The following is a 25,535-nucleotide window of genomic DNA, read 5'->3' as shown; positions in this document are numbered from 1 at the left end:
CGCCGTCGTAAACGCGTCCGCCTTTCTCTCGAGCCGACGTTCTGATCTTGAGGGGCCGTTCGATGGAAACGAGCTTTCAATCGAGGCCAATAAGCCTGCTGTTATGCACCCCATACCCCGTCGACATCAGAGAGGAGGTCCACTGCATTGTGTCTGGACCCCTCTGGAAGGCTGCTAGAGATTCCGACAGCGTTCGTTTGGTAGGCCATCAGGAACAAAAGCATCATAGGGCATAGCCATGAGTGCGGAGGGTTAGCCGTTCTAAGGATCAATCGTCGGGCGATAACGGGGGGCGCCGTCTCGGCACCCGCTTTGCCTTCTTTGACGGCATGATGGGGCATCCGTCGCTTCCGATTTTGCCAAAGTTTGGCTTCTTCCCAAGGCGATTGCGGCGCATCCTTCTCCCATGAGAGCCTGAAGGATCCCACCATGCCGACCCCGTTGACCCCGCACCTGCCGCCGTTCATGTCCTGGACAGAACTCGAAGCCGCTGGACTCGATCCGAATCCGGTCGTCCTTCACGGCATTGCCAAGCGCATGTGGCGCGATCTGCATCTGGGAAAAACCTTCGGTAAAAAGTCCGTCCTTCATCCGCGCGAAGCCGATTTGTGGCAAAGGGATGAATTTTCGCAACTCAGAGGTGCGTTTGGATCCGAGCGTTTGGGATGGAAGCTCTCGGCACTGTCTGCAATCGGTCCCGACTATGCCGCCGTCAAGATCGTCGGCGCCAATGCAATCAATCGGCATTTCGGACTGGCCCGATCGGCCTCGATCGTCGTTCTGCTCGACAAGTTCACCATGCGGCCCCTCTGCCTTTTCGAGGGCACCGGGCTGTCGGCCGCGCGAACCGGCACCTATGGCAGCATCGTTGCCGATGCCATCTTCGCCGAGCGTGACCCCATCAAGGTTTTTATGTTCGGCGGCGGCCCTGTCGCACGAAACATTGCACTCTCGCTCTGGGCCAATTACGGCAAATCCATCGATGCCGTATGGGTGAAAACGCAATCGCTAGGGACAGCTCAAGCCTTTGTCCGCTCTCTCGCGCATACCGATTTGCCCCTCATGGCCGTGGGCGACAACGCCAGGTTGGCCGAGGCTGACCTCGTGGTCACCGCCTCAAATGCGAAAAGTCCAGTCTTTTCCGCAAATCAGCCAAATGCAAGGGCGGTGGTCTTGCACCTGGGTGGTGATGAAACTCCCGCCAGTTATCTGACACAGATGCTGCGTCATGGAACCCTTGTCTGTGACGACGTAGCAATGGTCAGTCAGCGAAACTCCCAGTCGCTCTCCCTTTTGTTTTCCGCACGCGGAACCTCGCTTGAGACCCAAGGGCCACTTCTGGGCATAGCCGGTCTCGCCGACCTTGTTGAGGGAAGTGTGCCAATAGAGCGGCCAGTGCATATTACCTGCGTCGGGCTGCCAAGCCTCGACCTTTACGTCGCCGCTTACCTCTACGAAGCTCTTCGAGCGCAACGCCCAGCTCGTGAGCTAAGTGAGCACGGGTCATGAGCGGGACTGCAGGAGCGGCAGTGCCGATAGCGCTTCGGCTCTCCCACCAGATATCGAGCTATCGGTCAGAGGTCATGTCTTCGGAGTTGGTCAGCAAGACCGAGGACTGCGTTCTCGACAATTTGGCCGCAGCCCTGGCGGGAGTTGATGCGGTCCCAAGCAGGGCGGCGCAAAACGTTGCATTAGGGACGTTCGGACGCGGCAGCGCCCCCATCTGGTTTTCATCCCGAACTCTGAGTGCTCCTGGTGCGGCATTGTGCAACTCGGTCGCCGCATCTTGTCTCGATTTCGATGATGGTCACCGGCTAGCCCGAGGTCATCCCGGCTCGGCGATTATCCCCGCCGTGCTCGCAAAGGCAGCTACCCAGAGCACATCAACTCGGGAGATCCTGACGGCGATCGCCATCGGGTACGAAGTGGCGATCCGTGCCGCATCGGCCCAGCGGCACGAAAAAACCCAAACGCACCAGTCCGGCCGGTGGGCCGGGTTCGGCGTTGTGGCCGCTTGCGGTCGCCTCGGTCGGCTTTCGGCCGAGCAGTTGGCGCATGCCTTAGCCATTGCTGGCGTTTGGGCGCCCAACCAATTGGCAAATGGCAGTTCCGGCTATGCAAGAGAAACCGGCAATTGGGCCAAAGAGGGCATTCCGCTGAGTACTTTACAAGCGATGATGGCGGTTGATTTGTCGCGGCTGGGTTATACCGGTCCTCTCGATCTTTTCGATCATGCCTCCCATTTCGATCCCGAGCCCCTCCTCTCCTGGGGAGGCGAACCTGCCCTCATTTTAGATACCTATTTCAAACAGCATGCCTGCTGCCGCTATATCCACCCTGCCCTAGCGGCGTGGGACGCGATCTCACATGGGGCCAACATCGACCCGCAAACGATTGCTCGCATCGATGTGATGACATTCGGTTGGGCCCTGAAATTGGCCAACAAAGCGCGGCCGGACAATCTGGTCGATGTCCAGTTCAGTCTACCCTTCTGCCTTGCAGCCTTGATTCTCCGCGGACAGCGAGCATTGTCCCCGATCTCTGAGGAGCTGTTGGCAGACCAAGCCATTTGTGAACTCGCTGCCCGAACTCACCTCAGATCATCCTCCGATCTTGACCGGCGATTTCCGGGGCAAACGCTCGCTCGGTTGCAAGTTACCCTCGAGTCAGGGGAGACATTGGGCTCGTCGACGACTGCCCCTCAGGCCCATCTGGGCCGATCTGAGCTCTCTGAAAAGTTCCGCGCCATCGCCAAAGGACGCATTCCCGATGCCCAGTGCGACCGATTTCTCGAGATCTTTGGGAAGCCAGAAGGCGATTTCCTTGCCTTTCTTGGCACTAATGAATCAGCGATGACGATGTCGCAACGTTCGCCCCATCTTGGATAATGCGTTTTCCGCCGATGATCACATGGCGCACACGGCTCAGATTGTGCCTATCGGCAATCGTGATGTCGGCGCGCTTGCCAACGCTCAAAAGCCCACGATCATGGAAAGCTGGAAACAGTCGGGCAACGTTCCCCGTTGCAAGCGCAATGGCCTGAGGAGCCGATAAATGTCCCTTGACGATCATGCGGTGCACCGCTTCGAGAATCCCGTCCCAGTGGCCTCCGGCAAAATCGGTCGAGAGCGTATCAACCAGTCCCTCACCGATCAGCGCGTCAAGGTTTTCGGCCGTGTTGCGCCAATGGGTGACTATGCAATCGAGTGTCGAGACGTCGATGGTAACCCCTAGCTCGCGTAAGCTCCGCGCCGTCGCAACGGCCTGCTCAGGCGTACAAGAGGGATGGTTGCAATGGGCAGCAATCAAACGGCTGGTTGGCAATGATCGCGCCAGGTCGATCACGGTTTTTGCTGAGGGCGCTGCGGTGTGTAAAATGGCGGGCAGCCCTGTTCGCGAGGAAGCTTGCGCCAGTTCGGCCAGGCCCCGTCGCGCTGGAACCACCGATTTCATCACTGTATTTTTAATGATGTCAGCGACAGCGTCGACCGTGCTGTGACGGAGGAGATCGAGTTTTTTGCACAGCGCCACGAAAGTGCTGTCGGGTGGTCGATCAGCTCTGTCCAGGGCGCGCCCCAGCAACGCGTCTTTGAGACTCTTGGCGTCGCGTGGTGCAACCGATACCCCGGTGTCGCGTAGGATGGCTCGAGGCAGAAAGGCATAGTCCTGAGCGCCGCCACCAAGTGTCTGGCCGCCACCACCTTCCCCAAGGGCGATTGCGCCCAAGGCGATGGCCCGATCGAGATTCATTTCTCGGTGCCGGCCGCTTAGCCCGGCGCCATCCACCGCGTCCGCGGCGGCGATCGCGGATGGTGTATGGGCGCTCGTTACATAGACCTGAAGCGGATGAGAAGCGCCTGATCCCCCGTCAATCTCTTCGGGCAGCGCAAGTCCGCAAACATTGACGAGCGTTGTGGTTCCCGCAAGCAGATGCCGGTTTCGAAAGTAGTCTATATCGGCCTGCGGGAACGCGGGGGAGCCGCTGGGCATGGCCGGTCCATGGGCGCAGCCATGGGCGTGACCATTGATGATACCGGGAAAAACGATTGCCCCCTTGGCATCGATCCTGAGGGTGCCGCGAGCGTTAAGATCCTCGTCATGCCCCTCAACGATCGCGGCGATACGATCTGAGGAAATCGCAACCTGGCCGCGGGGCCAAAATGTCTCGCCGTCTCCGGTAATGATCGCAGCATTGCTGATGACAATATCCATCTCGGATTTATCCTGCCGGCCGATCCTGCCCGCGAGCACCTCTTTCTCCCGCGCCCTCGAGCAGGTAGCCAGCCGATCGCACGGTGCGAATGACATCGCCGCCACTTTGTCCCAGGGCCCGGCGGAGGCGTCCGATATGAACATTGACCGTCCGTCGATCGACGAACCTGCCTTTTTGCCATCCGGCCGCAACAAGCGCATCGCGAGAACAGATCTGGCCCGCATGTTCGATCAGATGCCGCAAAAGCCGAAATTCAATCGGTCCGAGATGGATCTCGTGGCCCCCGCGCGCCACCTTGTGGGCTTTTAGATCGATGGTGATGTCGCCGTGAGCAAGTAGGCCTTCGCCGATGCGCGGATCTTGCTTTCCCGCGACCGGCCCAGCCAGCCCGTTCAGAAAATCGATGAGCTTGCGTGGGGCCATGGGCCTAACGAAGGTATCGTCGATACCGGCCTTCATGAGATTTAGATGCTGGTGCTCAGCGCCAGGACCGATCAGAGCGACGGCCGGCAGGCTCACCGTCGCGGCATCCTGCTTGAGGCGCAGACATGCGTCCATCGCCATGGTTTCCCCCGATCGGCAATCGAGAAGAATAGCGAGCGGGTTGGCCTCGACGCTCAAAAAGGCCACTTCCTCGACACTGCTGGCAAGGGTAACGGTGAACCCTGCCTCGACCAGTATGTGGGAGAGCAGCAGGTAAAAATCGGCGTCTGTGGATGCGATCAGGATCGACGCCATGGGCTCGTTCCTGCCGCGGGGTCGTAGCGACCGCTTTGCACCATAGGCCAAGATCCGGGCATTGCAGAATTTGTGTAGCCATACCGACGTCCCCTCCCCCACTCCAACCCCTCAAATCAGTGGGGGCTCCGCGCCACATGCCGAGCCGTGGGCCCCGGCCGATCTGATTTCCGCCGGCAACACCGACGATTAGGCCGCCTGCCCAGATAGAGCGGACGAGACTGTATTTTCTCTCCGCAATGGCTCGTAAAGCGGCGCGGAGAGATCGAGACGGGCACGCATGGAGGAAAGGACGTTGGCAGAAACTTCAAATGCGCCGCAGCACACCGGGTGTCGGCCAAAGCCATCGGCGCGTCCCAACTCGTGAACCGTTGCCCCCGCCCGCGTATAGAGCCGTCGAATTTGAGGTTCATAGTTAGAAATCATCGTGTGAATTCCATTCTCGAGCCCGAATTCGCACAGAGCCACCAAAAGCAGGCTGAACGCATGGCCCGGGGCAATCTCTGGATAGTCGGCGGCCAAAGAAGCCTCGTCGATGCACATTCGGGTGCCTTCCCAAATCCCCGGGGCCGACAAATTCGCAGCATCGGGAAATGTGTGCCGAAACACATCGTAAAGGAGCGTCGGACCAGTGGTTGGCATAAGCCTCATGCTGCCATAGTGGCGTGTCAGAGCCCGATCGCACCAGATGAGATAGACCGGGCCCATTTCGTCGTACTGATCACGTTCGTACTCCCCCTCGACTGTCACGTCCCAGCCCAACATGTCCCAGAAAATTCGCTTTCGGGCCATAAACATCTGTGAGAGGACTAACGAATACTGATTGTGTTGGTGGGAGTGTACTGAAACAATCATTGTCGTTGTTCCGCGCATTTGTTTGTGCTGCGCGCAACATTGGATTTAACTTGTCCGCTCCGAAATCCCTCAGATTGACCCCCTCTCAGGTGTCTTATCTGAATAAGGGTCGATGATGCCCAGATAGACTGCTCTGGTCACGGCCGCCGATCGGGTGGCGCAACCGAGTTTGAGGCGAGCTGATTTGGTGTAGTCACGAACCGTGTGTTCTGACAGTCCCAAGATGACCGCGATATCGCGCTGGTCTTTGCCCAGAGCCGTCCAATGCAGACATTCAACCTCGCGACGAGAGAGACTTGGAACCGGATCGTGCTCGCCATAACGTTCCGCCATCGCAATGCGGTGAACGATCTGGGCCAGTTCTATCCACTCCTGGCGATGACGCTTCACCAATGCGTCCCATTCCTGCCAGGCGATAGCGCCATTCACCGAAAGAAGTCCGCGCCTTCTCGCTTTGTCGAAAACCGGAATCGAGAACCCTTGACCGCTGATACCGTAAGCCTCGGCATCGGCAAGGAAGGATTGCGCCGCAGGATTAAACTCCAATTCGCGCCAATCAAAGGGAACCCTGCGGCTAAATCCCTCGCGTATAATTGGATCGATCTCGATGTAGCCTTTGAGCACATATCGAGAAACCCACATGTCCGGGTAGGTTGTCCTGACAAAGGGGGAATCCATAGTGCCGGCCACCGTGCGAGCCAGATGGTACGTCACAAAAGAAAGTCCAAACCTGACTTGAATTGCTAAAATGGCGTCACTAACCGTGGGTGATTTCGCGATATCCTCAAATGAGATTGTCGCGTCACCGGTTAGGTCGTGAGGTTCCGACGTGCTCATGACAAGCCATGCCCCAGCAACGCCCGGTATGGGTGTCCCAGCCAAAAGAAGAAATCCACAACGCCGCTCCCCATCGTTGTGTCAGGTTTGATCACGCTCTCTGTTGAGCAGCCCGCACCATGCTATGTGGCCACCGACCGATTGCACCCACCCAAGAGGCGAGCCCACCGCAGTAACCAGGGCGTAGCGAAACCTGCTACGAATGCAGGGCCTGCCAGCATTGTACCCTCGCGACTACGAGATGCAAGTTCAAGCGGCCGAGGACCCGGGAATTTCTTGCGTTTATCTTGTGCACGGAAAAGAGAAATATTGCTATATTTTCTAGGACTTTTGTCGGGCTGGCCTGCGCTATGGTGCCGTTCTATATATGCCCTAGTGCGGTACGTGCTCAAATGAGGCATAAAGAACGCCTTCGGTGAGGGCAAATTGAACGAAAGCCGGTTTCCGCGCACTCAATCGCAAACCTTAGATCAACGGTTTGGTAACATGGTCTCAAATGACGATATTGCTGTTCGGCGGATCGGGGTCCTCGCCCCATTTGTGGCACAAATCGTGGGGTCTCTATCGGGAGAAAAACTCAAAGAGGCAACAATCGCTGCCATCGGCAAGCACCGCATGCTGACAGAGGCGAGCGAAAATGCCTATCGCGCTTGGGAAGACTGCGCAGATAACGATCCGCGCAAGACAAACCTGCTCGAGAATTTTCATCGCACATCACTAGAGAACCGCTCACAGATCGCAGTCGTCGCCGCCCTGACCGAAAAGCTTGGATATATTCCTGATGCGAACCGGGAAAGACAGTAACCAATGTGCTATCCCCATCGTCCGGCACGCGCGAAGCCAAGAGATCTCGCACGGATCGATGCCAAAGCGCGAGTTTTCATTCAGTGACCGAACACTCCATACAAATTTTTGGTCAGTGGCGATGATGCGGACGAAAGTGACCAATGTTCAGCAGGCGCAGGGTGCTCACAAAGCGCCTGCGAAAGACATCCAGCGGGGTGATTAGATCAGGCCCCGCTCTACGGCGATCCGCACGGCGTGAGTGATATTTGCAGCTCCCAACCGATCTCGGGCCTCGACGAGATAGAACCTGACGGTGTTTTCCCTGATGCCCAAGAGCGCCGCGATCTCGGGCGTTGTCTTGCCATATGACGACCAGGTGAGGCATGTCGACTGGCGGCCTGACAAGATCGGCTTGGGATCGTGCCGGTCGTTTCGAAACAATCGTCCCAGATTGAGGTGAACGCAGGCGACTGCCGCTGCGGCTCGTATGGGGTTTTCGACCGCGACATGCCGCCAGGCCTCCGCTTCCCCGCTGGCCAGTGTGAGCATGGCGAACCGCCCGTAGCTTGCCGGAATCGGCATGGAAATTCCCGACCGAATGCCAAAATCCGCGGCTTCATCGAAAAACGCCTTGAAGCTGAGGTCCCTAAACCGTTGCTCGTGCCGGCTCCAGGCGAAAGGGTGCAAGACCTGTCGGGCTCGCCGCACAACCGGATCGAAGCTGTTCAGGTTGCGCTCAAGGTAGCGAAGTTGCCACTGCTGGTCATAGTTCGACAGGCCCGTAATCTCAGGGCCGCCAGCGCAGACGAACGCGAACCGATCGAACCCCGATGATTTGGCGAACCGCTCAAGTGCCTGGCGGACGCCGGTCCGATCACGCAGCGTCTCCATTTCGTCGATGAGTGTTTCTAGTCCCCTATCCAGTGCATGCACCGCTGGCACGGTTCGAACCCCCTTGGTTTCTCGCCGACGGCCTATTGTACCGAATTTGTATTGATGAGCTATAGGTGAGCTCACCGGCAGCACCGGCTGTCGATATCGCCAATCTACAAGCCCAGCGGAGATTTCTACCCATCGGTATCAAACATAAGCCTGGATCAGCTCTATCAACGTTCTCTCGATATTATCAAATGCGTTGACTTTTGAGATCTCGGTCCCGTGGCTGTTGAAACGCGAATGTCCAATTATCCCCACAGCTGGTGCAGCGCCAACGCTGTAGGCGGCGCTCGCGTCTGTGTAAGCGTGCGGGACCACCGCTGTTTGCCACCCGCAGGTCGCGCCCTCCGCCGCCGCGATCAGCATCATGGAGATGGCATGGTCGTATTGGGCCAAACGGTCCCTCGCCCAAATCACCGGCTGATCGTTCACCTCAAAACCACATCCAGGCCACCATGGGCAACCGTCCACGGCGATAAAGGCTTGCGGTCGCTCCTGGAGAGCCAAAGACTTGGCGCCATGGCCTCCGCCTTCTTCGTGTACAGTGAAGGCAATGATCAAAGGCGCGCGCGGACGTATAGCCTTTTCATGGAGGGTGCAAAGCACCTCAAGGAGCACCGCAACTCCAGCACGGTTGTCAAGCGACCATGCGCCCACCCAGGGATCATCGGGATTGCCAATGACCCACGGCCCTCGTCCAGCTAACGTGGGAACCGCCGGTGAGCCGGCCCTTACCCCCGCGGCTGACAGCGCCGCGCTAGACAAGCCGGTAAATACCCGTGCCGCCTCCCAGTCGCTACCGCCTTCCGTGCCAAGTGCATGGCCGCTGCCAAACGAAATGATCCCGACAATGCTCGCCTGATCGCCCAAGATCTCGACTGCCCGCTCCCCAACCTTGTAAGGCTCCAGCCCACCCGAGCGGGATACCCCCAGACGCCCATCCGCTTCGACATGGGTCACGACAAGTCCGATTTCGTCCATATGGGCGGCAAGCACCCAAGGCTGCGCATTGGGGTCTTCCCCCGCGATCCTTACAACGATATTGCCTGCTAGGTCTTTTTCGGGGCGCAGGCCCATCTCGCAGATCTTCTTGGTGATGAGTTGAGCCATCCGGCCTTCTCGGCCGGAGGGGCTCCCGACTCTCAAAAGGTCACACAAGAGCGATAAAGATCGTCGGTGGTGTGGACTGGTCACCGCTAGACCAGCGTTCAGCTGGTCCGGACTCCAAGGCTCGAGTGGACGGCTAGGTTTGGTCTCCCAAAGACGCGCGCGCAAGCTCATCGCTTGTGGCCCATCGACACTCGGCCGCCAAGAGCGTCCCCCAGCATGCTGATCGAAAGCGTGGTGAGGAACATTACCATTCCCGGAACGATCGTGAGCCACCAGGCGGTGAAAAGGTGATCCCTGCCCTGGTTCATCATCGATCCAAGGCTTGCATGGGGAGGCTGGACGCCCAGTCCGAGAAAACTCAAGGTCGTTTCGAGCATAAGGATCTCCGGGAATGTGAGCGTGATGTTGACGGCGATGATGGGCACAATGTTGAGAAGGATATGGCGGCCAAAAATCGTCGGCCACCGCGCGCCATAGGTGCGAGCAGCAACGATGTACCCGTTGTTGAGATGGGAAAGTGCCAAACCACGCGCCAGCCTGGCGTATCGCTCCCAACCGAAGATCGATACCAAGATCAGCAGCACGCTCATGTCGGAGCCAAGCACGGCCACCGTGGCTATCGCGAAAATCAGGAATGGCATCGAGGCCTGAAAATCCACAAGCATCGAGATCGCCTCGTCCACGATCCCGCCAAATCGAGCCGCGACAAAGCCTGCCGAAATGCCCAGCACAGCGCCAATCAGCGTACCAAATAATGCCAAAAGCAGGCTGATCCGAATGGCGTGGCAGATGCGCACAAAAATATCCCGTCCAAGGTGGTCGGTTCCCAGCCAGTGATCGGGACTGCCCCCGAAGGCAAGTGGCGCCTGGAGCCTGGAGGCCAGATCAACAGCATCGGGATCTGTTGCCAAAAGTTCAGGTCCGAAAAGGCCAGCAGCCACAATGAGAACCAACCAGGAGATGCACAGCCAGATGATGCCTTTCAGGCGCGGCAGCTTTGTAATTTTTAGGAGCGGCGTGACCCGTGAGAAGGCAATCATGCTCGGCTTCCTTCCCGCACCTGGCTCCCGATTCTGGGGTCGAGTACGCCGTACATGATATCGACGAGCAAGTTCGTGGCGATCATCGCCAAGGCCAAAATGATCACGATGAATTGGATGACCGGAAAATCCTTAGCCAGAACCGACGACACAAGCAGGCGCCCCATGCCTGGCCAAGAAAACACTGTTTCAGCAACTGAGGCGCCACCGAGCAGACTGCCAAAAATCAGGCCCGAGACCGTCACGATCGGTATGGCTGCGTTGGGGAGCGCATGCTTTAAGATGACCTCTGCTCCCGATAGCCCCCGTGCGCGCGCCGCGCGCAGAAAAGGTCGATCGAGAACCGCGAGCATCGAGGAGCGGGTATACCTTGCCACGATCCCAATAAACGCTGTCGCCAAGGTTATTGTGGGCATGACCAGACTCGCCGGGCCACTCGCACCTCCCGAGGGAAGAACGCGGAGCCAGAGCGTGAAAACCAGCAAAAGAAGCAATCCAAGCAAGAAATTGGGCAGGCTGAACCCGATCACGGATCCAGCCATGACAAGCCGGTCAACCCATTGGTCGCGCTTGATCGCGGCTATCATGCCAGCGGGTAGGCCGATCAGCATCGATACCGCAAAGCCAAGCGCCATGAGTTGGATCGTTCGCGGCACAACCTCAAAGACAACCGTTGTCACCGAGCGGCCATCCCGCAAGGAGGTCCCGAAATCGCCCTGAGCGAGATTGCTCAGGTAATAGCCGAACTGCACCAGAACAGGCTGATCGAGCCCATGCTTTTCCCTAAAAAGAGCGAGTGCCTCAGGTGGCGCATCGACGCCGAGAAACGCCAGTGCAGGATCGCCGGCCATTCGCATAAGGAAGAACGTAAAGCAAAGGGCGAGCAGAACCGTCAGACCGGTCCTGATTAGTTTGACAAGGAGAAAGCTGGTCATGCGACAACCTCCTCGCGGAAACCTGCTTCAATGGGAGTTTCGACGCCGCCTCTTGCGGTTTCTCCAAATCCGCTCAGAGCGATCAGGTCTCGCGTATAGGTGTGTTGCGGGCAATTGAGGAGGTGCTCGGTCGCCGAGATTTCCACCAGGCTCCCATTCCTAAGAACCGCTATTCGATCGGCCAGAGGCCGAGCTGCCGCTATGTCATGGGTGATAAACAGAACCGAAAGCTCAAGTTCATGCTTCAGCCTGAGCAACAAACCTATGATTTGCGCCTGGACGGAAACATCGAGCGCAGAGGTCGGCTCGTCGCACACCAGCAAACCGGGGTTGAGTACGAGAGCCCGAGCTATCGCGACACGCTGGAGCTGCCCGCCGCTCAGTTCCCGAGGCAAAGCACGCGCGACCGAGCTCGGAAGCCTCACCAAGTCCAGCATCTCGAGAGCGCGAGAGCGACGCTCTGGGGCTGTCCCAATCGCGTTGACGCGCATCGGCTCGGTGATCTGATCTAAGCTGGTCAGACGAGGATCGAGTGAGGAACGGGCATCTTGGAATATGATCTGAGCGCGCCTTGCCCGCCTGCTCACATCCCCGAACGCCCCCGAGAAATGGTGGCGGACCTCACCTTCGGAGGGGCGCTCAAGACCCAAGACAATCCGGCCAATCGTCGATTTTCCGCTGCCGCTTTCTCCGATCAAGGCCACGCATTCGCCCTTTCCGACAGCCAAGTCGATCGATGCCAGAGCTCGGCGTTGCATAGTGTGGAATGGGTTTAGTGACCGGCGGGCATAAATCTTGCCCACCTTCACCAGTTCGACGGCCGGCGCCCTTTGGCCGCCAACGCGCGCGTGTGTCGAGCTGACTGTCGGACGCGCCCAGGAGGGCTCGTCCCGCAGCGGGTACAAACAGAGCGCGCTTGCCACTGGAAGAACATCGGCGCGTAAGTGCACCGTACTGCATCGCTGGATGAACGCTGGGCAACGAGCGCGGAAACGGCAGAAGCTGTCTCGATCCGCAAAGGACGGCATTTCCCCTGGAATTGGCCGTGGTGTGGGGTCACCCGACAACCGGGGAACGCTATCGAGAAGCGCGCGGCTATAGGGGTGAACCAAACGCGAAAACTCTGGGTCCAGCTCTGTTGTTTCGACCAGTTGGCCGGCATAGAAAACCGCCACGCGTTCGCAAGTCTTGGCCGCAGCCAAAAGGTCATGTGTGACAAGGATGAGCGCAGCCTGACGCTGTATTGCCAAACGCTGGAGGAGAGAGAGAATCAAAGCCTTGTTTGCCGCATCGAGCGCGGTAGTGGGTTCATCGGCAATGATCAGCTCGGGATCGCCAACGAGGGCGAGGGCAATCGCCACGCGCTGTGCCATTCCCCCTGAAAGCTCATGGGGGTACTTCTTGAGAATATCGGCGTCGGAAAGTCCAACCTCAGAAAGAATAGCCATGGCCCTCTGGGTGACCAAGTCGCCGCGCTTGGCTGTATGGCGCTTGATCACCGCTGCAAAGTGAGAGCCGACGGTACGGAGGGGATCAAGACTTCCGATCGCATCCTGAAAAATCACGCCGATCCGCCGGCCGCGGATGGCATCGAGGTCGCGATCGGGTGCCGTTGTGAGTTCGATGCCCCCGAACACAACCGACCCCGAGACCGTGTGGGCGCCCTCAATCAAACGCGCGATGCCCATGCAGGTGGCGGTCTTGCCACTGCCGCTTTCGCCGACGAACGCGATGGTCTCGCCGCGTCGGATCGACAGCGTTATTTGCTCCACCGCCTTTATCATTTGAGCTCCCGACCAAAATCCAATCGAGAAGTCTGTGAGCTCAAGCAGTGGGCGTTCAGATCGCGCGCTGCCGCGCGATCTGATGGCATGGTGAGGCGGGGATTTCAATGTGCCGCCCATCTTATTGCGATGCCATGCCCGTTGGGCCGAAATCGAGATAAGGTGCTGGCGACGGGGTCCAGGACAAGGACGAGCGAATGCCGAAGAATGCTCCGCTCATATGCAACTCAGTCCCGGGAATATCCTCCCAATCGACAATCTCGAGCATTCTTTCGAAGGCATCACGGCGCGCCGCTTCGTCCATCGATGTCTGCAGGATCAAACCGAGACTGTTGAATTCTTCGTTTCTCCACTGATTTCGGCGGTCAACGCTGCTTCCCTTGCCATAGATTCGCCAGACACCCCCCAGCGGATCGGCGATGTTCATGAGCGTCGCCCCGTTGTGTATGAAGTCGGGGTTATCAACCAAAATGGTGTCCCAGTTCGCCTGCACCTGCATGTCGATGTTGAAACCAACCGCTTCCCACATGGCCGCGATCACCTCAGATGTTGGGAGCTCCACCGGATACCAATGCTCGAGAACGTAATAGCGGATTGGTGTGCCGTCATAGCCGGCCTCTTCCATGAGCTCGCGCGCCCGCGCCGGATCATAACCAGGCGCTTGGTGCTCGGAGATAAAAAGCTCATTGTAAAATGGGAACTGGAACCCTGGCGCGACGGCGACGCGCCCCGACCACAGTCCTTGAACGATCGCCTCACGATCAATCGCCAAAGACAGCGCCAGCCGGATCCGAGGATCTGCCAGCCACCGATCGTGCAGACCGAACCGGATCGACCTTGTCATGATCGTGTCACCGCCAACGACATCTAGGTCGGCATACTGCTCGACAAGCGGTATTTGATCGGGGTCAATATCTGTGATCACGTCATAGTCATGGGCCGCAAGACCGGCGATGCGCGCCGACTGCTCGGGAACTTCGACAAACCGTATCGAACTGAACGGAGGCGTGCCGCCCCAGTATTGATCATGCGCTTCGAGCACCAGCTCCTCTCGCGGTCTCCAACTGGCAACCTTGTAAGGACCGGTGGAAACCGGCGACATTTGCCAGGCCGCAAAATCGTCGGCCTCGAGGAACGCATCCTTGCTTATGACCTGCGACATCCAACCCGAAAGCCTTTGAACGAAAACCGGATCAGGCTCATGCGAGATGAACCGAACAGTATCCTGGTCGACGACATCGACCCTTTCGAGCGTTCCCAAATAGGGACGACTGGTGGCGTAGGCCGGTGAACTCTCCGCACTGAGCCTTTCCGGCCCGAAAGAGAATGCCACGTCTTCTGCGGTCATCGCATCGCCGTCATGCATGACAACATCGCCACGCAGATCGAGTTCGAGGGTCCGGTCATCAATCATACGCCACGCCGTGGCGAGACCAGGAATGGGGGCAAACTGTTCGTTGTAGTTCGTCCCGATAATAAAGTCATAGATACTCGGCAACGTGCGGAACGCAGCTGTTTCTGACATCATGGCCGGATCGAGCGAGCCAGGGAGTTGCTGCACCGCTACGGTCAGACTCGGCCGATGATCTTGCGCGTGCGTTGCACCAGCCAAGACGGAAATCGCCACCAGCGCGGCCGCCGCGTGCTTAACGATCGAAATCAATGCGGGCATGGCCCGCCCAAATTTTAGACGTGACATATCGTTTCCAGACAAGTGGATTAAGGGAGACGCTTTTACTTGAGTGTTCCGCGGGCTCTTTAACCCTGAAGTCAGTAAGCCGCGTGGTGCTGTTCAACCACCGGCTGGGCTAGCTGCCATTCATGGCGCCCTCCGTTCGGTCACAGGAGCGTGCGCCTGAATGGACCGCTCTCTAAATACCTCGAGCCCGTAGCGGCGCCCTGCTTCGAGAATAACGCAACTTAGCCGGCCATACATGTCGACGCCCGTATCGACATTGATCCGGTTCGGCAGGCTCTCGATTGCCTTGGCGGGCGTGTGCCCATGCACCACCACCTTTCCGAAGTCCTTTTGAGATCGCAGGAATTTATACCGGATCCACGTCAGATCCTCGGATCGTTGGTCTTCAAGCCCCTTGTCGGGATCGACGCCCGCATGGGCGAAAAAATATTGGCTCGTCGAATAGAAGAACCCAAGATCAAGGATAAATTGTCGATGTGCCTGCGGAAGTACGGAAAGGAACTGCTCACGGATCTCGCTCTCGAGCGTTTTGTCAAAGCAGCCTTTCAGGATCAGTTCCGGTGAAAGGCCGTAGGACCCAAGCGTCTGTAGACCCCCCTTGGGCGCCCAATCACTCAGGACCGGCTCGCCTCTGACAAAATCCTCCAGCCACTGTTCATGATTGCCCCGCAAAAAGACCGTCGCGCACCTGTCCATCGACAAGCCGGCGCTGAGCAGGTCAAGAATCCCGCGCGAGTTGGGGCCGCGATCGATATAATCGCCGAGAAAAACCAGTGTGCACGGCATGTCGGAATGCTGGTCAATGTCGGCCCGGATGGCCCTGAGCATGGCCTTCAGTAGATCCAGGTGACCGTGCAGATCACCTACCGCATAGATGCGTTGGGCCGCCGCAGTATCGTCAGCTGCCTCGCCCAAAGTCCCGGAAGTCTCCACGGCCAAGGGCGACCGCGCGGTGATTGTGATTTCGTGGATGGGCGCGTTTTGTGTGCTCATGCCGCCTTATCCTTGCCTGTCTCGGCCTTGGCGCATTCTGCCCACCCCTCGTCGCAATAGTGCCGATCATAGGCTCTCGTTAGGCGCAAGACCGTTTGTATCGCTCCTTCCGAGCGGAGTTCTAGCGAAGCCAGGTGGGGTTCTTTTGAGGAGCATTCACCACCAAGAAGCTCGGTGAGAACCCTCCCAGACATCGATGAAGGGGCTGGGAGGTTCAGTAGGGCCAGAACGGTAGGGGCGATGTCGGTGATATTGGTTCGGCTCGCGATCGCGCCGCTTCCAAGGGCGCTGCCATCTCCAAGGAGTACTGCGGCGAGCTCTCGTCGATGCAGTCCTCCGTGCGTGCCGGCACCTACAAAGGTCTGGTAGTTACCAGGATCATAGGCAGCGCTACCGACCACCCCAAACTGGTTGACATCGTCTGCTCCCTTGAGATTGAGAAACAAGTCAGGAGCACGATCATGATCTGCGCCGATCAGATGAAGAGCCAGCGTTCCTTCGACCGTTCCTAAGTGAGCGTCCTGATCAGGGGCTGGCGAAAATGAGCCGCCATACCATGATTGCTCGCTGATGAAGGCTTGAATTGCTTGCAGTAGCACCGGATCTTGGTGCCGAAGCCAAAACCCAATCGCACGTCCTGGTCGAACAAGAATGTCTGCGTCACTCTCGAAAGAATCCGCCGCAGAAAAGCCCGCTCCTTTGAGGATTTCTGTGAGGCAGACCAACTCTGATGCCGTCACGTGGCCATGATCGGAGGTGACAAGGATCACGACATCGTCACGCTCTTTTAGAGTGTCGCGCCAATCCACCAACTGGCCCAAAGCGGCGTCACTGCGTTCGAGCGCTTCAAGGTGCTCGGCCGAGCCAAGGCCGAACCTGTGCGAAGCGCTGTCGACTTCAGTCAGCCACAATACCATCACGTCGGGGCGCGCTTGGGCCCAGACTGAGGTGGTCGCAATCTCGACCACCTTTTTCTCGTTCCCTTTCTCAAATCCGCAGGGTGGCACCCCATGCAGACGGTGGATGTCTGCAGCAAGGCGGTGGGGAAAACCAATTTGAGGATGCCGAACGTTAAATCCGGTCTGGCCGTAAACCTCTCCATGCCAGTTTAGGGCCGAAAGCGACCCCTGCCCGCTCGAGGTTACAACGGCGAAAGATCGCCCGTTTCTGGCCAAAACCTCGGAGAGCCCGACCGCAGTTACCATCCCCCCTTCAAGCGTTCGATCTGCCGCATGCCAATCCTCGATTGTATTGGTAAACACCTGTCGCAGAGTATCGGACCGTGGATAGAACTGATTTCCCAGCACCCCGTTTGTGGCCGGGGCGGACCCAGTCGCCAGCGCCGTCAGAGCGCCCCGCGTTTCGCTCGGAAACACTGTTCTATGATCTTGTGACCATGCCCCGCGGCGTTTGAGTGCGGACAGGTTGGGCATGGTTGCGTTGCGCACCATATCGGGCCGGAGACCGTCGATACCGAATATGATCACATGTCTTGCCCGGGTGTCCGCCATCACGAACGAACCTCTTTCAGATGCACTGGACCACCCCGCTCGTCCGGGGTGAGAATGCTGACGCCAGCATGTTCGAGAACATCAGCAACTCTGCCCATTGGCCGCCGATCACTGACAATGGTTTTGATTTTGGAAAGCGGCACACTGCAATACCGGCCAAGAGCACCAAACTTGGTGTTGTCACCAACAAAGACCGTCTCTCGGCTGTGCTCGATCAAGGTCCGCTTCAGATCCTGGTGATATCTGTCGAGTTCAACCAGACCATGGTCTGGATCAAAGCCATAGATGCCGACGATGGAAAGATCGAACGTGCACTGGGCGATTGCAGCAATGACCTCGGCCCCGGCCATGCAGCCGCTCGAAGCAACGTATTCACCACCCGTCAGGATCACCTTGTGCTCGCCGCCTTGCAACGCCTCAGCAATGGCGTGCATGTTTGTCATCACCTTTAGAGGCGGCCCGTTCCGAAGCTGCTGCGCAATGGCGATCGTTGTGCTGCCCCCGGTGATAAATACCCACTGGTCGGCGGTGACGATTTTGCTAACCAGCCTGGCAATCGCCTCTTTTTCACGATGGCCACTCGCCAGGCGTTCAGCGATGGGAGCTTTCCGATCGGCCGGAATTGCACCGCCATAGACCCGCCTGATTACGCCGTCTTTTTCAAGCTGCAACAGATCGCGGCGCACCGTCTCTTCAGAGACATCGCATGTGGCGGCGATGGTACTGATCGCTGCCCCCGCACCCTCGGTGATCATTTCGACAATGGCTTGTTGCCGCATTGCGGCGGGTAGTCTTGGCATCTGATGTGACCCTCAATTCTAAGGGGACACATAGAAGCGCACTGTATCAGTTTTGTGAAAGTTTGTGGAAGTTGTGGAAGATTGAGGGGCGCGATCGACGGCCGCGAGGCTGGGAAGCCATCACCAAGCAGACGCCTTGGCGGCGAGAACGGGGCGGGAAAGGAAGGTTTGGCACCAATAATCGAACGCCATTATGTTCCAAGCATCGTGAACTCTAGAGCGATCACAACGGAAACGAAGGGCCGAGGCCGCCTGGGAAATATAATCGGCCCTAATCACTGTTGAGGCTCCGTTCTCGCTTGCAGCGACCTTCTCCAATTTGGACAGCAAGAACGCCCGCATCGATCCATCATAAGGAAGCTGCTGGATACTCTTGGGGCGGTTGGCGATTTCAGAGGGCAGAATTCGACTCGCCACCTCGCGCAAGATCACCTTGTTACGGATAGGGTTCAGTTTCTGATCATCGGGTGTTCGAAGCGCGATATCGATGACGTCGCGATCACCATATGGCATCATGAACTCTGACCCAGCATAGGATGCGAAAATTTCCTGCGCGCTCATTCTCTCGTCGCGCGATCGAAGAGCGGAGAAAAGCTCTTCGCTCAGTGTATAGGACTTCGGCTGTGCAGGGATGGGGTCGAACTCAGTCTCGTAGAGAATGGCGCCACGGACGCCAAGAGGGCGAGCCTGCTGGCCTGCACCGGTCAAGAAGCGTCTATGCGATGCCATTCCGGCGAACAATGTATCAGACAAGTTCCCCGAAAATATCGCGTCTACCTGGCCACAAGAGCGGCGAGCAAGACCGAACAGGCAGGGGTATTCGTCGTGTCCCCCCACATTCTCCATCGCCCAAATGCTGGCAGGAACAAGGTCTTCAAGTTCTTCAATAGCAACGATCAACTCTAAATGCTCCAGCCCCAAGGCTGCTGCCGTTGACCTCGCACCTAAAATCTCGGGATCGGTCTGCCCATACCCGACCGTCAGAGCGCAAATATCTTGCTGCGGCCGGGCGCGCCGCAACAGAGCTGCAATAAGAGCCGAGTCTATGCCACCACTGAGCATCACGCCAATGTTGGGCCCACCAATCTCCAAAAACCGTTGCACTGAGCGTTCCAGTGCGTTCGAAAGCTGGGAGGTTTCCATTGGCCGCCCAACGCCTGCAGGAAGGCGCCAGTGCGGAACGTCGACTCTCGCACGAACGCCGCCGACGGAAAACAAGCTGACCTGACCCGGTGCCAGCGGCTTGACGGCGGAAAAAAATGTTCTGCCGGCCGGAGTCCAACCGGTTCGCAGGAAATAATCGATTGCGGCAAAGTCCAAGCCGCGGTCGTGACCGGAAGCATCCAGAATGGCTTTGTACTCGGTTGAGAACACCACATCCTGGCCCATATCGATTGTGTGCAAAGGGGTGACCGCCAGTGCATCTCTGCATAGCACCACCGTTTGCTTGCGCAGGTCGGCCAGCACGAGCGAGAAATGGCCACGGATGCGCGCTGGCTCAATAGTGCCAGTCCTTTCATACTCAAGCACCAACCGATGGGCCGTCAGCTTTTCGCCCGTGGCGGTATGCGGGCTCCCGCAAATGGCAGCTATTGTGTTTTTCGCGGCATGTAGACCTGTTTGGGGAGAGCCAACGAACAGGAGCCGAAACTGGGGTCGATCAATGAAAGTGGAAATCTGTCCACGGCGAGCCATCATCTCAGCAGCCGGCTCGAAGGCCACCCGCCTGTTGCTACCAAACTCACCGACCATTCCGGCCATGACCACCACCTTTCCTGGCGAGATAAGTGCAGCAGCGAGAGCGTCACCTGTGTGGAGATTTGAGGAACTCTGAAAACAGGCTCAATCTCAGCAATTCGCTCTGGATGTGTCGCACCGTCCTGTCATCGCGATCGAGGCTGGGATCGAGAAGAATACCGACCATTCGCCCGCTGTGGGCAACTTGAACCCCGAAAGCTCCTTTGGACCTGCAAAGGTCGAGAATGGCTGCGAAATGAGGTTGTGGCAGATAGCGCTGATTGATGATGGCGCTTCGGGTTGCAACCTTGCCCAGATCGCTCAAACTTGCCGTTCTCAACGCTCGCCGCATCAACCGTCGCAGCTCCTCGAACTCGCTGATCTCCTGCTCATTGTACCTAGCCGGCGGGTGGATCAGCGTATCGACGGGTTGATCGGGTGCAACGTTGACACTGATCAATGAAAATTCTGGAATCTTCCTTCTAAAGCGCTCCAGTACTGTCCCCTCGCGCTGGCAAACAAGCCTTGGCTTACCCGAAAACATCGTGCCATCGCTCGCTGCCTCAGTTCGGACGGCAAGCCGGAAAAGCGCGCTCGGCTTCAGCCTTGTGCCGAGCAATTTCGCCGTCGCGCGGATCGTGGCCACGATATCGGTGGTCGAAGATCCCAGCCCAAACCCTTCCGGAATGTTCGAACTCACGATCAGCCTTATTCCTTTTTGATCATGCTTCATCTCGCGCAGGAAATGCTCCATCGCGTCGCGCGCCTTCCGCTTGTGTTTTGGATACACGATAATCTCATCGCCTTCGATCGCTTCGGCGACAGCGATCGAATACCGAGATGTGAAGGGAAGAGTGACCAGCCCACGATGGAGCCGATGGTCATCGCCGTGGAAGACACCTTGAAGAATCTCGCCGTGATGGCCGATCGCCCAACCACTAGCGTGCATGATGGGCCTCCTCTATCGCGCTCGGGCCGCAGGCCGCGTTTGCGGCAAACCAGGTTTCGGCGTCTCGCAGATCCTGAGGTGTATCGATCTCGAACGCCGTTATCCCCCAGTCCTCGACCTTGTATTGAGCGATCTGGTATCGCGCGCCAACTGCCCTGGCGAGCACATCCTCATAGTAGAGATCTGTTCTGCCGCGCGAAATCGCTGCCCCAGCTTCGGAACAAAGGTCACGGGCGAGGTCATGTGACTTGATCAGATAGACGCTGATGGTCTTTCGATCGCCACAGCGGATCTCATTTGGCGTTCGCGCGACATGAAGTTGCAGACGCCCGCTGCTTTCCATCCGTAGAACGGTCCCGGTCTCCCCCTCCCGAAGCGTGCGTGTAGGAACCGCCAGATCGGAACCATCCGGCTCCAGCCAGCGGGTCGGGAACTCCGAAAGGAACACATCGCAATCGGCTATGACCACAGGCCGCTCAGGAGAGAGCGCCAAAAAAAGCGAGGTGACGTTGTTGCTTGAGCGATAGTGCGGGTTCCTGAGGAATTCGACACCCACCGCCCACGCTCCCTTGCTGACCTCATCGATCAGCTTGTCCCCAAGGTAACCGACAACGACTTTGGTGTGGGACACACCGGCATTGCCTAGCTGTGCCAGCAGCCTCGGGACCAGCGCCTCGTCCGATACCCTGACCAAACCCTTTGGATTGGTCGTGGTGAGATCGCCTAGGCGTGTTCCCATTCCCGCAGCCGCAATGATCGAGTGGGTAATCATCGTCTGTGTCCTCATCAAAGGCCGTGCTCGCCGACGCCCGCTCGCCGCTAGACCATCAATGCGAGATAAGTGGCTGCGATTGCGGCCAATACCGTCACCACGATCGCGACATCTGACATCTTGGGAAAACGGAACGAGGCTACGTGCAGAAAGGCGGTCAACAGTGCCATTGCGCCCAATGCCCCCGGTGAGGCTTGACCTAGCGCGCTCAAACTCCAATAGCCGCCGGTCAATACCAGGAGATTATGCGGCTGGGGTAAGCCAATGAAGTGACCATTATCGAGGCCGTGCACACCGAAATAGCTCAGCCGGAGCAGCCCAGCAGCGCAAAGACACACCCCGCCCACGATAGCGACAACATTCCCGTCGCTATAAGCGATTAGAAACACGAGGGGGAAGGCGCCCGAAGAGAGTAAATCGGCAAGAGAATCCATTTGTTTTCCGATTTCGCGGATGGCGAGGGCTCTCGCCGGTTGGTGCCGGGCTAGCCATCCATCGGCAGAATCGGCAACGTGTGCCCACATCGCCAGAGCCAGCGCCAGTGCAAAGCCGTCCGCCATAGCGGCGATGCAGGCCAATATTGAAAGCAACCCACCCAGAAATGTGATGAGGTTCGGCCCGTCGGCGACAGCTAAGATTATAGGCGCGGAACGTTTGAGCTGCATGTTTATCCCTCCCTTCCAATCCCTTGTTCTTCGCTGCTCTGAACAGGCTTGCCACGGGTGGAGAGAACGGGAACAAGCGGCACAGGGGCGCCTCCGAGTTGAGATGACAGTCTGGCCAGCAACCGCTTGGAGACTGCGGCCCACTCGCGCTTGAGGACACTGAAAACTGCGACATCCCTTCTCCGGTTATTGCGATCGATGAAATGCTCTCGCAACATGCCTTCATAGACCGCGCCGATCTTTTCCAGAGCAGCCAAGTTCCTCGGGTTGTCGTGATAGACGCGGATCTCCACCCGGTTCGCTTCGATCACGTCAAATGCAAACGAAAAGATGATCCTTCTCACATCCGTATTGACACCGGTTCCCCATGCCGAAGGCGTAATCCAGGTTCCGCCCATAGAGAGGCGTTCCTGTTGCACATCGATTTGCATCAGTTTGCAGACCCCAATCGCAGCCCCGTCTTTCCTGATGACGAAAGGGATTTCCCGACGCTGGGACCGCAAGGCAAGAAGTTCTTCTGAATAGCTCTTGAAGGTCATGGGCGTGGAGGCGTCGCGAACCATGTGCTGCCAAATCTCGGGATAGGCGGCTGCGCGCTCAAGCTCTAGGAGATCACGGTGCTCTAGATAGTCGCATGTGATCAAATGGCCCGGGGGTATTGGCAGTGGAGCGGAAAATGGATCGATCATGGCGGTCTTGCTGACAAGCCTCGGAAATCCTTGTGTGACGAGTTTCCCGCCTCGCAAAAATGTATAGCGCTGCTTGCTGTCAGCTGCCTTTGTGCAAGAAAGGTCCGCCTCGAGAACGAGACAGTCGTACACATTCACATCAATCTGGGCCGGAACAGCCTATGTGACGCTCTTGTTACAGAACAATCCCCGCGGTTTGAGGGGATGGCCGTGACGCCGTTGATGGGCGCGGCGGAGGGAACGATGTCAGTCCTGACCGACTCCCGCTGAGTTAAGGAGTGGCTGGACTTCAGCGAGTGCGACGCCGATGCTGTAGGCAGCGCTTATGAAGGCGCAACGGGGCGGAAAGCTTAGTCATCCTCACGGCGCGAGACTGGCCCGACGGCGCATGGCCTAATTAGCTGTTATGCGGCGCTACCGTTGAGGTCCGAATTCCCTCGCCTTGGAGATACTGCATCTGACCATGGGTCGAGATAACAGTCGTGTATCGGCGAGTGGATCGTCTATGTCGTCAGTCTGGCTGAGAAAGCCCTAGGTCAATCCACTTAGTTTTCTCACTCGGCAGAAGCACAGGGCTGTTGCAAGATTGGCTCTACATTTTTCCCTGCTCGTCTCCCGCAAGGATGAGGAAGACCGCCTACATTCCGCCCCAAGGGAACGGAACAATTCCGCGCGTTCTGTGAACAGAGCAATCATCTTGTTTGGAGAGATCACAGCGATCCCATGGATGGTGCAGCGGAGGGAAACACGATGTCGCGTTCCACCAAGATGTTGAAACGATACCCCGGCCTGATTTGAAGGGTCGGCTGGACCTCGAAATTGCGCGTCATCGCTTGGTCCGCCATCTGACCGAACGTTTCGGCGAAGCTGCGTCGGGCAGCATCCTCAGCGCTATTTGACGTGCCAAAAGCGTTCCGATCCTGCGGGAGCATCATCTCAGTGCCCGCCCCGATCAACGCCACCAGTACCGCCGATCCAAAGATGCGGCCAAAATGGTTGTCAACCTCATCGGTAAACCCACCATAGCCGGCAGTATCCACGCCAGGCATCCCCCCGAGCATAAGGCTGGAACCATTCGGAAATATCAGATCGGTCCAGATCACGAGCACTCGGCTCTGCCCGTAGCTCACCTCGGAATCATAGCGTCCCAATAGACGCGCACCCTGGGGGATCAAAAGATGACGGCCGGTGGCGCTGTCATAAACGTTCTGGGACACTTGTGCGGTGATTAGGCCCGGCAGATCCGAATTGATCCCCGTAATGAGCGTGGCTGCAATCACCGATCCACGCTTGAGCTCATAGGGCGAGCGCGGTTCTACCACCTGGTGATCCAGATATCCGTGCTCGGCCAGGTCCTGGTTGAAAAACGCTTGCTTTGCAGCCTGTTCGCTCCCCCTACCCTGGGCGAACAGTCCCGCCCGCATAGCTGCGCTGTAAACGTCTTCGCCATTACCGTTCTGCTGAAACTCCCGGTCCCCGTTCCCGCCATTTTCAATATCAGCATAGGCCAGGCCGCCGACGTCCAGGTCAGCGAGATCGACCGCAATCGGAGCGTTGAGTGCCGTCTCATCGGCCTGAAGACGTGCCATCCGTTGACGATGCATTTCCCGCAGCACTTGCTCTTGCTGTTCGCGTTCGATTTCGAAAAGCCAGCTCGTCTCAGCATCGGTATCTGAGGGCAGCGAAACCGCTGGCTCTTGCTCAACTCGGGCCGGTTGGGATTGCGCAGGTTCACTTGACGTCTGAGGCGGGGCGGGCTGGAACGGATTGGCAGGCGCAGGCTCCCCAATGATCGCATCCGGAATCCCCCGGGTGAGCTCGTCGGCATAGGTGGTGGCCGGACGTGTGCTCCCCCCACTGTCCTCGTGCTCATTGCCGAAATGAAGCCCGCGTTGAGAGAGCCCGTAGAAAATCACTCCGATAAACAGAACGACCAACCCGATTGCAACGATCACCGGCAAGCGATTGAGACGCCGCACCCCTGCCGACGATCCCTTCGTTCCACCCAGTTCAAGTGTCTGGCTCACCCGATCCATCTCCGCCAATCGTCATCACCGACCACGGACTTGCCGGCTCTGCGTCTTCGGCAGTGATGGCATAGATCCGGGTTAAGGTAAGGTCTGGTGTTGAAAGGCGAACGAGTACGCTGCCTTCGAACCGGTCAACCACATAGGCGAGCGGCAAAAATCCCCTGTCCAGATCCATGGAGCGATCGGTGAAAATCGCATAACCCTCGCTCCTTAGTTCTTCTTCGAGAACATAGCCGAAAGCCGATCCGTCAGACGCAAAGCTGATGGTGGTCGTCCCCACTCCAACGCGTTCGACAAGCGAACCGGCGAGATCGCGTGCGATCGTGGCTGCCGCTCCAGGCGAGAGATCTTGTGGTGCTGAACTGCTGATAAGGGTCGTGCTGCCAAGAGTTTGGCAGCCACAAAGGGATATCCCGGCAACCAAGACGGTGATCAATTGCAAGATAATTCGCATGG

23 protein-coding genes are annotated in these 25,535 nt (G+C 57.9%); 3 read left to right on the top strand and 20 right to left on the bottom strand.

Annotated features, from left to right (window positions below):
• Window positions 1-441: 441 nt before the first annotated feature.
• On the top strand, window positions 442-1,509 hold the full coding sequence (locus NO934_RS19630; RefSeq protein ID WP_309163867.1) for an ornithine cyclodeaminase: 1,068 nt from the start codon (window positions 442-444) through the stop codon (window positions 1,507-1,509).
• Window positions 1,506-2,888, top strand: coding sequence for an MmgE/PrpD family protein (locus NO934_RS19625; protein ID WP_309163865.1), 1,383 nt, complete (start codon window positions 1,506-1,508; stop codon window positions 2,886-2,888). Before NO934_RS19630 ends, NO934_RS19625 begins: the two co-directional genes overlap by 4 nt.
• On the opposite strand, the gene NO934_RS19620 is transcribed toward NO934_RS19625, so the two are convergent.
• The 4 genes from NO934_RS19620 to NO934_RS19605 all read right to left on the bottom strand — a co-directional run bounded on the left by NO934_RS19620 (window position 2,839) and on the right by NO934_RS19605 (window position 6,643).
• Entirely contained in the window at window positions 2,839-4,212 is a 1,374-nt protein-coding gene (locus NO934_RS19620; RefSeq protein WP_309163863.1) for an amidohydrolase family protein, read from the bottom strand. The genes NO934_RS19625 and NO934_RS19620 overlap by 50 nt on opposite strands.
• Window positions 4,213-4,219: 7 nt before the next feature.
• Complete coding sequence (locus tag NO934_RS19615) at window positions 4,220-4,951, bottom strand: response regulator transcription factor (protein WP_309163862.1); 732 nt, start codon at window positions 4,949-4,951, stop codon at window positions 4,220-4,222.
• A 189-nt stretch (window positions 4,952-5,140) separates the two neighbouring features.
• Entirely contained in the window at window positions 5,141-5,806 is a 666-nt protein-coding gene (locus NO934_RS19610) for an acyl-homoserine-lactone synthase (RefSeq protein ID WP_309163861.1), read from the bottom strand.
• A 69-nt stretch (window positions 5,807-5,875) separates the two neighbouring features.
• A complete protein-coding gene (locus NO934_RS19605; protein ID WP_309163859.1) occupies window positions 5,876-6,643 on the bottom strand; it encodes a LuxR family transcriptional regulator in 768 nt (255 codons plus the stop codon).
• Window positions 6,644-7,069: 426 nt separating this feature from the next.
• Here NO934_RS19605 and NO934_RS19600 point away from each other — a divergent pair, with 426 nt between their 5' ends.
• Window positions 7,070-7,447 carry a transcriptional repressor TraM gene (locus NO934_RS19600; RefSeq protein WP_309163857.1) on the top strand — a complete coding sequence of 126 codons (378 nt, stop codon included), beginning with the start codon at window positions 7,070-7,072 and terminating at the stop codon, window positions 7,445-7,447.
• Between the two features lie 201 nt (window positions 7,448-7,648).
• On the opposite strand, the gene NO934_RS19595 is transcribed toward NO934_RS19600, so the two are convergent.
• The 16 genes from NO934_RS19595 to NO934_RS19520 all read right to left on the bottom strand — a co-directional run bounded on the left by NO934_RS19595 (window position 7,649) and on the right by NO934_RS19520 (window position 25,533).
• Window positions 7,649-8,371, bottom strand: coding sequence for an autoinducer binding domain-containing protein (locus NO934_RS19595; RefSeq protein ID WP_309163856.1), 723 nt, complete (start codon window positions 8,369-8,371; stop codon window positions 7,649-7,651).
• Between the two features lie 138 nt (window positions 8,372-8,509).
• Window positions 8,510-9,475: a M20/M25/M40 family metallo-hydrolase gene (locus NO934_RS19590; protein WP_309163855.1), complete on the bottom strand. Its 966-nt coding sequence runs from the start codon at window positions 9,473-9,475 to the stop codon at window positions 8,510-8,512.
• A gap of 167 nt (window positions 9,476-9,642) precedes the next feature.
• Window positions 9,643-10,515 (bottom strand): ABC transporter permease, encoded by an 873-nt coding sequence (locus NO934_RS19585; RefSeq protein ID WP_309163853.1) that lies wholly within the window; start codon window positions 10,513-10,515, stop codon window positions 9,643-9,645.
• Window positions 10,512-11,450 carry an ABC transporter permease gene (locus NO934_RS19580; protein WP_309163852.1) on the bottom strand — a complete coding sequence of 313 codons (939 nt, stop codon included), beginning with the start codon at window positions 11,448-11,450 and terminating at the stop codon, window positions 10,512-10,514. The genes NO934_RS19585 and NO934_RS19580 overlap by 4 nt, the downstream gene beginning before the upstream one ends.
• Complete coding sequence (locus NO934_RS19575; RefSeq protein WP_309163850.1) at window positions 11,447-13,234, bottom strand: ABC transporter ATP-binding protein; 1,788 nt, start codon at window positions 13,232-13,234, stop codon at window positions 11,447-11,449. The genes NO934_RS19580 and NO934_RS19575 overlap by 4 nt, the downstream gene beginning before the upstream one ends.
• Window positions 13,235-13,355: 121 nt before the next feature.
• Window positions 13,356-14,906 (bottom strand): ABC transporter substrate-binding protein, encoded by a 1,551-nt coding sequence (locus NO934_RS19570; RefSeq protein WP_309163849.1) that lies wholly within the window; start codon window positions 14,904-14,906, stop codon window positions 13,356-13,358.
• Between the two features lie 147 nt (window positions 14,907-15,053).
• Complete coding sequence (locus tag NO934_RS19565; RefSeq protein WP_309163848.1) at window positions 15,054-15,926, bottom strand: metallophosphoesterase family protein; 873 nt, start codon at window positions 15,924-15,926, stop codon at window positions 15,054-15,056.
• Window positions 15,923-17,437 (bottom strand): alkaline phosphatase family protein, encoded by a 1,515-nt coding sequence (locus tag NO934_RS19560; RefSeq protein WP_309164402.1) that lies wholly within the window; start codon window positions 17,435-17,437, stop codon window positions 15,923-15,925. Before NO934_RS19560 ends, NO934_RS19565 begins: the two co-directional genes overlap by 4 nt.
• Complete coding sequence (locus NO934_RS19555; protein ID WP_309163847.1) at window positions 17,437-18,216, bottom strand: DeoR/GlpR family DNA-binding transcription regulator; 780 nt, start codon at window positions 18,214-18,216, stop codon at window positions 17,437-17,439. The genes NO934_RS19560 and NO934_RS19555 overlap by 1 nt, the downstream gene beginning before the upstream one ends.
• Window positions 18,217-18,357: 141 nt before the next feature.
• Complete coding sequence (locus NO934_RS19550; protein ID WP_309163846.1) at window positions 18,358-19,998, bottom strand: asparagine synthase-related protein; 1,641 nt, start codon at window positions 19,996-19,998, stop codon at window positions 18,358-18,360.
• Window positions 19,999-20,041: 43 nt separating this feature from the next.
• Window positions 20,042-20,923, bottom strand: coding sequence for a GHMP kinase (locus tag NO934_RS19545; protein ID WP_309163845.1), 882 nt, complete (start codon window positions 20,921-20,923; stop codon window positions 20,042-20,044).
• A complete protein-coding gene (locus NO934_RS19540; protein ID WP_309163843.1) occupies window positions 20,913-21,695 on the bottom strand; it encodes an NTP transferase domain-containing protein in 783 nt (260 codons plus the stop codon). Before NO934_RS19540 ends, NO934_RS19545 begins: the two co-directional genes overlap by 11 nt.
• Window positions 21,696-21,742: 47 nt before the next feature.
• Window positions 21,743-22,360, bottom strand: a complete 618-nt coding sequence (locus NO934_RS19535) for a CDP-alcohol phosphatidyltransferase family protein (RefSeq protein WP_309163841.1) — start codon at window positions 22,358-22,360, stop codon at window positions 21,743-21,745.
• 2 nt (window positions 22,361-22,362) lie between these two features.
• On the bottom strand, window positions 22,363-23,049 hold the full coding sequence (locus tag NO934_RS19530) for a GNAT family protein (protein WP_309163840.1): 687 nt from the start codon (window positions 23,047-23,049) through the stop codon (window positions 22,363-22,365).
• A gap of 710 nt (window positions 23,050-23,759) precedes the next feature.
• Entirely contained in the window at window positions 23,760-25,076 is a 1,317-nt protein-coding gene (trbI, locus tag NO934_RS19525; RefSeq protein ID WP_309163839.1) for an IncP-type conjugal transfer protein TrbI, read from the bottom strand.
• Window positions 25,060-25,533: a conjugal transfer protein TrbH gene (locus NO934_RS19520; protein ID WP_309163838.1), complete on the bottom strand. Its 474-nt coding sequence runs from the start codon at window positions 25,531-25,533 to the stop codon at window positions 25,060-25,062. The genes trbI and NO934_RS19520 overlap by 17 nt, the downstream gene beginning before the upstream one ends.
• Window positions 25,534-25,535: the final 2 nt, after the last annotated feature.

Origin of the sequence: Pelagibacterium sp. H642 (assembly GCF_031202855.1) — a bacterium.
Lineage (GTDB): Bacteria > Pseudomonadota > Alphaproteobacteria > Rhizobiales > Devosiaceae > Pelagibacterium.
Note: the sequence above shows the minus strand (reverse complement) of the source record. Positions and strands in the feature narration are given on the sequence as shown.